Here is a 10,693-nt window from a genome sequence, read left to right as displayed (position 1 = left end):
AGATGTGTATAAGCGAAAGCCCCGCAACAACCCCCAAAACTCCCCCGGACCCGACGCACCAGGAAAACGACACGACAAACCCACCACAGCCACCGCGTCATCCCGCACCACACCCACACCCGACAACACGACAGACAGCCCCCGCTCAGTCGATCGAAAAAGTCGCGCCAAAATCCATCCCCGGTGGTCACCCGAGAATGGATGGAACAGTGATAAAGACCGTGTTAGGACATACGCCTAGGACATACCCCCGTAGTGTGTTACTGCGCCAAGCTAAATCCCACCTAAGGCACCATGTCAAGCAGGTCCGCGATGATCTGAAAGGGCGTCATACACCCTCGTTCCCCCAGCCGTTGCTCTAATGCGGCACACAACGTAACCACAGGGATCCCCCCAAGAACGGCCACACGCCACATGATCGACAAGCGAAACCTCACAGCGCTCACCGACAGTGATCACGCACAACATTCAACTTTCGCTGTGACTTCACTCACAAAGCCGAACTGCCCCGCATTCGACTGCGGTTGGCGACTCATTGGACAACCCGAGCTACCAAACACCAACCGAGCGGTCGCTGTTGTTTCCTGAACCCAGATCGCCGATCTGGCCAGGCCATTACGTTAATCTTTGCGAGGATCATGTTGCGTAGTGATCATTCGAATCAAGGACGCCATCAACAGCACCAAGCTTGTCCAGCGGGCCAGTTGGACCAGGCCGTGAGGGCAGGCCGGTTGGAGATCGTCCAACGTCGGTTGAGCAGTCGGACGCCGGGCTACCCCATTCTCGACCAGGGAGTTCTCTGATGCTTTCTCATATGCCGCGGCCACGTGGTGACGAGCGGCTGGCCGACCGGCTGGCGCTGTCGGCCGCCACCACCGAGGGCGTACACCTGGCCACCGGCGACTTCCGTGAATGGCTCGCCGAGCGCGGCCGGGCCAATGAGTTCCAGGTGGAGGGCATCCCGTTCGACCGGCTCGACGGCTGGTCGTTCGAGGAGGCCACGGGAAACCTCACCCATCGCAGTGGCCGCTTCTTCACCGTCGAGGGCCTGCACGTCACCGAGCGGGACGGCCCCTACGGCGACGGCCCGTACGCCGACTGGTACCAGCCCATCATCAAGCAGCCCGAGATCGGCATCCTCGGCATCCTGGTCAAGGAGTTCGACGGGGTGCCGCACTTCCTCATGCAAGCGAAGATGGAGCCCGGCAACCCCAACCTGCTCCAACTGTCCCCGACGGTTCAGGCCACCCGCAGCAATTACACCAAGGCTCACCAGGGCGCGGGGGTGAAGTACATCGAGTACTTCGTCGGTCCTGGCCGCGGCCGTATCATCGCGGATGTTCTTCAGTCCGAACACGGCTCATGGTTCTTCCGGAAGTCGAACCGCAACATGATCGTGGAGGCGACCGGCGATGTGCCGCTCCTCGACGACTTCTGTTGGCTTACTCTCGGGCAGATCGGCGAACTGCTGCGCCAGGACAACACCGTCAATATGGACTCGCGGACCGTCCTGTCGTGCCTGCCCGTGCCCGATTCGGCGGGCCTCGCACTGCTCCCCGACACCGAGTTGCTGTCCTGGATCACCGGGGAGCGGTCCCGGCATGATGTCCAAGCCGAACGCGTCCCGCTGGCCGGTCTGCCCGGATGGCGCCGCCACGACATGGCCATCGAGCACGAGCACGGCCGCTACTTCAAGGTGGTCGCGGTGGCCGTACTGGCGGGCAATCGCGAGGTCACCAGCTGGACCCAGCCCTTGTTCGAGCCGGTCGGTCCGGGTGTCGCCGCCTTCCTCATCCGCGAGTTCGGCGGGATACCGCACGTACTGGTGCACGCCCGGGTGGAGGGAGGCTTCCTGGACACCATCGAACTGGGCCCCACGGTCCAGTACACACCCGAGAACTACGCTCATCTGCCAGAGAAGGAACGCCCCCTCTTTCTCGACACCGTGCTCGGCGCGGGGGCTGACCGTATCCGCTACGGTGCCCTGCACTCGGAGGAGGGCGGTCGGTTCCGCAACGCGGTGAGCCGCTACCTGCTCGTCGACGCCACCGAGGCCGAGGCTCCCCAGGATCCGCCGCCTGGCTACGCCTGGGTCACCCCCGCCCAGCTGAGCGGACTCGTCCGTCACGGTCACTACCTCAATGTCCAGGCCCGCACGCTTCTCGCCTGCCTTGGAGCGTGTCCCACATGGTCTTAGGCCGCGTATCGAACGTGCTGGTCGCCAGCGCGACACCGTCGGCGGACGACCCAAAATCGCATGCGATCTTCGCCCAGTCATGCTGGTATCAATCGCCATGAATGATCATTTCCTCAATGAAGCCGACTTGATGGACAGGATGGAACGGAACCTGGCGGAACATGCCTGTCACCTGCATCGGAGCATGACTGGTGCGGCCGTCACAGAGGCTGGTGACCTCCTGGTCGCCGACAGCGGCCTGGACGACGACACTTTCAACATCGTTGCCGCGGCCCGCTTCACCGTCACCAACGCTACGGCACGTATCACCGAGACCGCTCGGACGCTGGCCCGCACTGGCCGCCGCTTCTCCTGGTGGGTGGGGCCTGCCTCGACACCACTGGACCTCACCACCCGCCTGACGGCGGCCGGTCTGTCGGCGTCCGAACGCGAGACGGCGATGTGGGCCGAGCTGGACGACACCCTGCCACTGTCCGCCGTCCAAGGACTGGACATCCAGAGGGTGGCCACGCCCGAACAGCTTGCCGACTACGCCACGGTTCTCGCCGCGAACTGGGACCCGCCTGCTGACACCGTCCGCCGCTTCTTCGCCCAGGCCGCCCCGCAGGCGCTGGCAGCGCACTGCCCGGCCCGGTACCTGGTCGGCTACGTGGAGAGCCGTCCGGTCTGTTCGGCTGAAGTGTTTCATCACGCGGGGGTCGCGGGTATCTACAACATCTCCACCCTGGCCGCCCACCGCCGACGTGGCTACGGCGGTGCTATCACGCTCGCGGCACTCCGCACGGCCCGCGACCGAGATCACCGCATCGCGGTCTTGCAGGCGTCAGCCGACGGCGAGCCCGTCTACCGCCGCCTGGGGTTCCGCTCCTGTGGCCAGTTCACCGAACACACCATCAACCCCTGAACCACCCAAACTCCACTGGCCCTCCGCCCGCATTTCCTGACGGTGCTGGTCACAGCCACTCGTTGATGGCCGCGCGGATGCCGCGTCGGCGCAGGTAGGCGCGGTTCTTTCGGGACGCATACGCTTCGTCGGCACGGACCCGGTCGGGCCGGGTCCGCGGACGCCCCGAACCCAGGCGGGCGACATGGTGGCGATGACGGGCGTGGTCCGTGTCTCGGGTTGCTTCGGTGTCAGCCCGATAGCGGCTGCCAGGGCATGGAGCGGTGACCCCATGCCGCCTGGCGAGTTCGTCGAGCTGTTCCGCGCGTGGCCCGGCGGTCGGGAAGGGGTACAGCATCTCTTCGGCCAGCGTGATCACATTGGCCCCCGCCCGAACGACGGTCGCGTAGATGTCGTACATGACCTGGTCGAGGTACGTACTGACGGCGACGGCCACGATGTCTGTTTCGTTCTCTTCGAGCGTCTGCCTGGCATCGCTGCGAACAGGGACCCCGAGCGGGGGAATGCCCGCGAGCGTGCCTAAATCCTCGCCCACCTTCTCGGAGCCGGGCCGGGTGATGGCCGCGACGATCCGCACCCCGCGCTCTCAACGGCCGTCTGGCGGAGGACGGCCGCCGGCGAGCATGATGACAGCGTCGGGCTGGACCTGGATACGGTGTACGCGGGTGACTGCTCAGATCGTTCGGCAGCGGCGGGTCGGTATCCAGCATTGCGGCATGGACATTTCTGCTGGCCACCGCGTCCCCCGTCCACACCGAGCGCCACCTCCAACCCCTCCGCGGTCTTGGCGACCCCGTGCAGCCGCCGGAGCAACGTGCCGGTGACACCGCTCTCCGCCAGTGAGTTGACGTATCCGGATGCCGTGAGCGAGCCGACGTCGGGTGAGAGTGTTCGCTCAGGCGTGACGATCTCGACGGTGGCGCCTCCTCGGGCAAGGGCCTCTACGGCGTCGAGTGCCTGGTTGCCGCCGTGGTCGTCGTAGACCATCACCCGCCCCTGCGGCCGTTTCACCCCGGCGAGTACGTCCCAGGTGTCACTGACCAGACCGGCCCCGGGAATGCGAGGTGCCGCGGGAGTGCCGCGGGTCGCGACGATCACGGCGTCCCATGACTGGTCGAGAAGGGTCCGGCCGGTGACGTAGGTGTTCAAACGGACGGATCTGGTCCGTGCGACCGTCGCGGACCTTGTTGGGCAGTTCGGGGTCGGCCATCAACGCCCTGGTCATGCTGACCAGATCGAGCAGGCCCTCCGCGATGGCCTACCGGACGGTGGCGACATCGCTGACCCGGGTGGCGTGCCTGATCGGGACGGAGAGCTTCTGCTTGATCCGCCCGGCGAACTCCAGGTGCGGGCCAGGTCGGCGTCGGTGTACGGGATCAGCGCCCGTGGTTGTGCATGATGTGCTTGGTGCGCGAATAGTCGTCCAGCGCGTAGATCGACAGGTCCCGGCCGTAGCCGGATCCCTTGAAGCCGCCCCAGGGGACTTCACTGGCCAGCACCAGATGCGAGTTGACCCAGACTGTGCCGAAGTCGAGGCGCCCGGCGATGTCGTGGCTACGGCGGGCGTTCTCGGTCCACACCGATGCCGACAGGCCGAGCGGAACGTCGTTGGCTCGCCGTACCGCTTCGTCCTCGTCGGTGAAGGTCTCGACCGTGATCACAGGGCCGAAGATCTCCTCGTGGGCGGCTTCGGCTCCTTCGGGGACGTCGGCGAGTACGGTCGGGGCGACGAAGTAGCCGGGCCCGTCGAGGGCCCCGCCTCCCGTCGCCACCCGGACGCCCTCCTTCTTCGCGCGCTCCAGGTACCCCGTGACACGGTCGAAATGCGCCTTCGAGACCATCGGGCCGACCTCGACGTCCTCGCCGGCCAGCGGCTCACCGACGACCACCTCGCGCACTTCGCCGACGAGTTGCTCGACGAACTTCGCGGCAACCGATTCGTGGACGAGGGCGCGACAGGCGGCCCCGCACTCCTGGCCCGAGTTCCAGAAGCCGGCGACGCGCAGGGACGATGCGGCTGCCGCGAGGTCGGCGTCAGGGAAGATCACCACCGGTGCCTTGCCGCCGAGTTCGAGGTGCACCCGCTTGAGGCTGTCGGCGGCGGCCCGGGCGACGGCCCGACCGCTGGCGACCGAACCGGTCAGGGCGATCATGTGCACGTCCGGGTGCTCGGCGAGCCGGGCGCCGACGACCGCGCCGTACCCGTTCACCACGTTCAGCACGCCGGGCGGCAGAAGATCCGCGACGAGTTCGGCAAACTTCACGGTGGTCAGCGGCGTCTGCTCGGACGGTTTGTTGACCAGGGTGTTGCCTGCCGCGAGGATGGGCGCGATCTTCCAGGCCGCCATGAGCAGGGGGTAGTTCCATGGAGTGACCACACCGATCACGCCGAGCGGTTCCCGCAGGATGAGCGACAGGTGATTCTCTGCGTAGTCGCCGGCGGCCATGGAGGTGGTCGCACGCACCGCACCGGCCATGAAGCGGAAGGTGTCGACGGCCTGGCCGACGTCGTCCGTCGACACCGCGAGCGGCTTGCCGGTGTTCGCCGACTCCAATCTGCTCAGGAGCTCGGTGTTCGCGGCCAGCCGGTCGGCGATGGCGTGCAGCAGCTCGGAGCGCTCCTTGGGCAGCAGCCGGGCCCACTGGCCCTTGGCCGCCACCGCGGCGGCGACCGCCCGGTCGAGGTCCTCGGCGGTGCCCTCGGGAATCCGGGCGATGACGCTCTCCGTACACGGGTCGACCACGTCGATGACACGGTCGGCCGATCCCTCGACGAACGTCCCGTCGACGAAATGCCGGTCGGGAGGGAGGTCGGCTTCGGTGATCAGAGGTGTTGCGTCGGCTGCGCGTCGAATGGTGACCGTCGTGAGGCCGGCGGCAGTGGTCATGATCAGTAACTCCTTGAGTGAGGTCGCGGGAGAATGCCGGATGAGGGCGGGCCGAAGCGAGGGTGGGGCGCGCGGGACTGTCACGTCCGGCGACATCGCAGGCGTGGCCGGCCAATCGACGCTCCGGCCGACTCCGCGTGCCTCGGCCTGCCGGGCCTGCCGGGCCTGCCGGTAGACGCTCCAGGCCGCTCCCGCGTCCTGGACGCCGAGGCCGGCGCTCAGGTACGTCACCGTGTCGTCGTCGCCGTCGCGACCGGCCTCGTCTCCGATGAGGACACGGCCGAGTTCGACGATTCCCAGCTCCGCCGCGCCGGCCTGCGCCCCAGCGCTGACGATCGAACCGCGGTTCTGCCGCGCCGTCTGTTCGTGGTCGACAACGACGTGGCGGCTCGCCAGGAGGATGTCGGGCCCGATCTCGCAGCGGTGCCGTTCGAAGGACCCGACCGCGATCGCGCTCGCGGCGGCCGTACGCAACATCGTGAGCGCCGAACCGTCCATGAAGGCCAGGGGGACACCGGTGTGGGGGTCGGGCACGGCGACCACGGCGTTGACGGTCGGCCGACTCGTCCCCGCGTTCCCGACGAACGCCGCCCGCTGCGAGGCGATCGCGGTATCGAGGTCGAACACGGCACAGACGTCGTGTTCGTCGAGGAATCGCATGGCTCAGCGTGCGGCCGACAGCTGCGGCAGTTCCTCGACCAGGGAGGAGATCCTGGCGGTTGTGGCGGTGTCGAGGGCGAGGAGCGGTTCGCGGGGCGCTCCGGCGGGGAACCCGGCCGCGTTCAGGGCGGCCTTGACCGCCGGGATGAACGGAGCGGACATGACCGCGTCCATCAGCGGATAGATCCGCGCCCATTCGGCTCGCGCGCGGTCGAGGTCGCCGTCGCGCAGCGCGCGGTGGATCGAGACGAGTTCGGCCGGCATGACGTTCGCGGTGCCGGCCATGACGCCGGCGGCGCCCTCGGAGACCGCCTGAAGCAGCAGGCTGTCCCAGCCGACGAAGGTGGAGATGACGTCGCCGTAGTTGTGGATCAGCTGTCCGGCCTGGGCCATGTCGGCGCTGGTGTCCTTGATGTACTGGATGTTCTCGATCTCACGGGCGAGCTGTCCTACGGTCTCCGGTGAGAGGTTGACACCGGTGGCCCCCGGCAGGTTGTAGAGCATGATCGGGACGTCCACGGCGTCGGCGACGGTGCGCAGGTAGTGGAGCGTCTCGTCGAGGGTGAGCGGCTCGTAGTACGGGGCAACCACCATCAGCACCGAGGCACCGGCCGCTTGCGCGTGGCGGGAGAGCTCGACCGCTTCCCTGGTGCTCAGCGCGCCGGTCTGCGCGACGACCGGCACGCGTCCGGCGGCCTGGTCGACGACGGTCTCGACGACCTGGCGCCGTTCCGCTGCGCTCATCGCCGCGAACTCACCGGTGGAGCCACAGGCGACGACGCCGTCGACTCCGCCGTCGATGCTGCGGTCGACCAGGCGGCGCAGTGTCTTCTCGTCGAGCTGTCCGTCCGCCGCGAAGGGGGAGGCGAGTGCGGTCAGGACGCCGCTGAGCTGTGCCGACATTCTGGAGTCTCCTCAGGTGAAGCTGTAGGGGGCATCGGCCGGCGGAGGCGGATGCGGGGTTCATCGGTTCGTCGTGCCCGGAGCTGTTGGAGCTCCGGACGTGGTGGCGGACTTACGACGCGGTGTGCGCCGGGGACCGGTCACGCGCGGCGGTCTGCCGCTCCGTGGCCAACAGGCTCCGTGGCCAGCAGGCTCCGTGCCTCCTGCGCCGCGGACAGACCGGACGAGATCGCGGTCTCGGTGTAGAGGGTGCCGAGGTAGTCACCGGCCAGGAAGACCCGGCCGCTGCGGCGGGTCAGCGTCTGCTGGAGTTTGCCGCGGCCGGGGAAGCAGTAGGGCGCGCCGGTGGGCCACCGCTGGACCTCGGCCTCGATGACCTTGTCGGCGAAGCCGGGCAGTACCTGGTCCAGGTCGTCGAGGTAGATACGGCGGATCTTGTCGTCGTCGTGCTCCAGCAACTCGCGCGCCAGGCTGCCCGGCGAGAAGGTCATGATGCTGCTGCCGGGCCGGCGTTCCACCGCGTAACCGTGTACGACGTTGGACATGTTGAGCGCGACGTTGAAGGACCGTTTCGGCGTGGCGATGCCGTAGGCGTCGTCCCAGACCTGGCGTCCGGTCTCGTTGCTGAGGAACGCCGCGCTCACGTAGGGGCCGTAGACGATCTTCGACAGGGCCTCGCGGAGGTCGCGGTCGAGATCGACGGCGATCCGGTGGCTGACGGTCGCGGGGGTGGCCAGGACGGCGTAGCGCGCCTCGACCTCTTTCTCGACGCCGTCCTGCCGGTAGCGGACGACGACCGAGTTGTTCTTCTGGACGATCTCGTCGACGGGCGAGTTGAGCCGCACCCGGTCCGACAGGGCTGCTGCGATGCTCTCGGTGAGGGTGGACGGGCCGCCGAGGATGCTCTGCGAGAGCCCGGCGCCGATGTTCCACACCAGGCTGAAGTAGCCGACGCCGGCGCCCGCGGAGAGCTGGTCGATGTCGGCGGCGGAACGGGTCACCGTGGGCTTGAACAGCGCCTCGGCGTCCTCGGGCAGGTCGCCGATGAAGTCCTTGAAGGAGCGGTCGTTCATGAAGTCGTAGATCCGCTGCTGGCGTTGGGCCTCGGTCTCGCCCCGCCGCAGCCCCACGATCCGGGCGTAACGAGCCACCTGCAGCGCGACCTTGGCACCCGCCTTGACCATGCCGACCCGTGACTCCATCGACATCGGGATGCGGAACGGGTAGCTCTCCACCCGGCCCTTGAGCAGCAGCTTGCCGTTCATCGACAGCCCTGCCAGCGAGCCGGGCACCGGTACCGAGTCGACGCCGGTGCTGTTCAGCAGCCACGAGGTCGCCGAGTTCCCACCGGCGTAGACGTGGCCGCCCCAGTTGAGCCAGTACGGTCCGCGCCGCTCCGAGCGGACGCGTCCGCCGACCCGTCCCTCGGATTCGAGCAGGAGCGTGTCCCAGTGCCGCAGCCGCCAACCGGCGGCCAGTCCCGCGATCCCGCCTCCGACAATCACTACGTCTTTCACGGATAACCTCCTGCGAATTCGTGGGGGAAGATCTCGGCTGCTCGAACAGCGAGGCCGCACGACGTTCCGTGGACACGCCGTCCGATACGGCAACCAAGGCGCCCCGGGCCCCCGCCGGGCGGGGGCCCGTCGTGACAGCGACGGTCAGACCGCCGCGGGGCGGCCGGCGGGTTCCGTCTTGGGTGACAGTGCGGCGGCCTCGTGCAGGGCCATGCCACGGGTCTCGGGCGCCCACAGGGCGGAGACAACGGCGCCGACGACGTTGATGGCGGCGGCCGCGAGCATGGTGCCGCCGATGCCCCAGTCGGTCAGGGCCATGGGGACGAGGTAGGTGCCGACGGCGGCGCCGATGCGGCTGGCGGAGGAGGCCAGGCCGACCGCGGAGCCGCGTACCTCGGTCGGGAACAGCTCGTTCGGATAGACCCACTGCAGGATCTGGGTGCCGCCGATGATGACCGCGTACGCGGCGAAGAGGACCATGATCACGGCCGCGGGTGCGTCGGGGAAGATCCCGAGCAGCAGCAGGGCCAGCCCCGACCAGACGAAGCTGTGGATGACCAGGGGGCGCCGGCCCATGCGGTTCACGCCGAGCAACGCGATCACACAGCCGATGAGGAACATGACGGTGATCAGGGCCGACCCGAGGTTGGCCAGCGAACCCTCGAGCTTGAGGGCGCCGAGGATCTTCGGGCCGAATGCGTAGATGGCGAACAGCGGCACGATGGAACAGGTCCAGAAGACGGAGATGTAGAGCATCCGTCCGCCGTAACCGGAACGAATGATGGCCTTGAGGTCGACGTTCTCGCGCTCTTCCTCCTCCAGCAGGTCGCCGATCGTCGCCTCCGGACCGTAGACCTGCTTGAGGACCTTCTCGGCCTCCTCGATACGGCCCTTGTTCGCCAGCCAGCGCGGGGACTCGGGCGTGCCCAGTCGCAGCAGCACGATGATCGTGGCGGGCAGCGCGGCACTGGCGAGCATCCACCGCCAGCCGTCGTCACCGACGTTCAGCAGCGCCTCGCCGACGACGTACGCCACCGCGGCGCCCACGAACCACATGACGACCAAGCCGCCCAGCAGCGGCCCCCGGTAGCGGCGGGGCGTGAACTCGGCCAGCAGCGAGGTGGCGATGGGGTAGTCCGCGCCGACCGCCATGCCGATCAGCAGACGCAGGACGAACAGCCACACCGGATCGGTGGCCCAGAACTGCGCGACGGAGCAGCCGATGATGGCGACCAGGTCGATGGTGTAGAGGACCTGCCTGCCGAACTTGTCAGTGAGGTAACCGCCCATGAAGGCACCGAGGAAGATCCCGATCAGCGCGGATGCGCCGATGAGGCCCTCGGCGGAGGACGACAGATGCAACTGCGGCGTGATCTGCACCATGGCCACGCCGATGATGCTCAGGACGTAGCCGTCGAGGAACGGACCTCCGGAGGAGTACAGGGCGAGCTTCTTGTGGAAGCGCGACAGGGGCGCGTCATCCACTCTGTTTCCAGCGCTTGCGGTCATCACGGCCTCCGGGAGCGGTTCCCGGACGTACCCAGGGCAAGGGTATGTCCGTTCCAGGGTCGGGGTTGATGTCTTGTCGTCGGTGCCGGACACCCGGCCTGCGTCTTGGTGTGGC

8 protein-coding genes are annotated in these 10,693 nt (G+C 67.7%); 2 read left to right on the top strand and 6 right to left on the bottom strand.

From position 1 onward, the window contains the following. The coding region (locus CCN51_RS60335) for a hypothetical protein (protein WP_425444793.1) at positions 1–87 on the bottom strand (87 nt) is incomplete at its 3' end. A gap of 727 nt (positions 88–814) precedes the next feature. On the opposite strand from CCN51_RS60335, the gene CCN51_RS41880 reads away from it, so the two are divergent. Together CCN51_RS41880 and CCN51_RS41875 are read left to right on the top strand one after the other, a co-directional pair. Further along, positions 815–2,197 (top strand): NDP-hexose 2,3-dehydratase family protein, encoded by a 1,383-nt coding sequence (locus CCN51_RS41880; protein WP_014174145.1) that lies wholly within the window; start codon positions 815–817, stop codon positions 2,195–2,197. Positions 2,198–2,336: 139 nt separating this feature from the next. Beyond that, the gene (locus CCN51_RS41875; protein ID WP_043489179.1) at positions 2,337–3,101 is read left to right on the top strand and encodes a GNAT family N-acetyltransferase; all 765 of its coding nucleotides are present in this window, start codon (positions 2,337–2,339) and stop codon (positions 3,099–3,101) included. 49 nt (positions 3,102–3,150) lie between these two features. Here CCN51_RS41875 and CCN51_RS60330 read toward each other — a convergent pair whose 3' ends face one another. The 5 genes from CCN51_RS60330 to CCN51_RS41850 all read right to left on the bottom strand — a co-directional run bounded on the left by CCN51_RS60330 (position 3,151) and on the right by CCN51_RS41850 (position 10,554). Beyond that, the gene (locus CCN51_RS60330) at positions 3,151–3,678 is read right to left on the bottom strand and encodes an oxidoreductase (protein ID WP_014174147.1); all 528 of its coding nucleotides are present in this window, start codon (positions 3,676–3,678) and stop codon (positions 3,151–3,153) included. A 799-nt stretch (positions 3,679–4,477) separates the two neighbouring features. Continuing rightward, a complete protein-coding gene (locus tag CCN51_RS41865; RefSeq protein ID WP_014174148.1) occupies positions 4,478–6,649 on the bottom strand; it encodes an aldehyde dehydrogenase family protein in 2,172 nt (723 codons plus the stop codon). A gap of 3 nt (positions 6,650–6,652) precedes the next feature. Continuing rightward, complete coding sequence (gene dapA / locus CCN51_RS41860; protein WP_014174149.1) at positions 6,653–7,552, bottom strand: 4-hydroxy-tetrahydrodipicolinate synthase; 900 nt, start codon at positions 7,550–7,552, stop codon at positions 6,653–6,655. Between the two features lie 140 nt (positions 7,553–7,692). Continuing rightward, positions 7,693–9,069, bottom strand: a complete 1,377-nt coding sequence (locus CCN51_RS41855) for an NAD(P)/FAD-dependent oxidoreductase (protein WP_043486233.1) — start codon at positions 9,067–9,069, stop codon at positions 7,693–7,695. Positions 9,070–9,213: 144 nt separating this feature from the next. After that, complete coding sequence (locus tag CCN51_RS41850; RefSeq protein WP_014174151.1) at positions 9,214–10,554, bottom strand: MFS transporter; 1,341 nt, start codon at positions 10,552–10,554, stop codon at positions 9,214–9,216. Positions 10,555–10,693: the final 139 nt, after the last annotated feature.

Origin of the sequence: Streptomyces milbemycinicus (assembly GCF_002154605.1) — a bacterium.
GTDB classification, from domain to species: domain Bacteria; phylum Actinomycetota; class Actinomycetes; order Streptomycetales; family Streptomycetaceae; genus Streptomyces; species Streptomyces milbemycinicus.
This window is presented reverse-complemented; position numbering and strand designations above follow the sequence as displayed.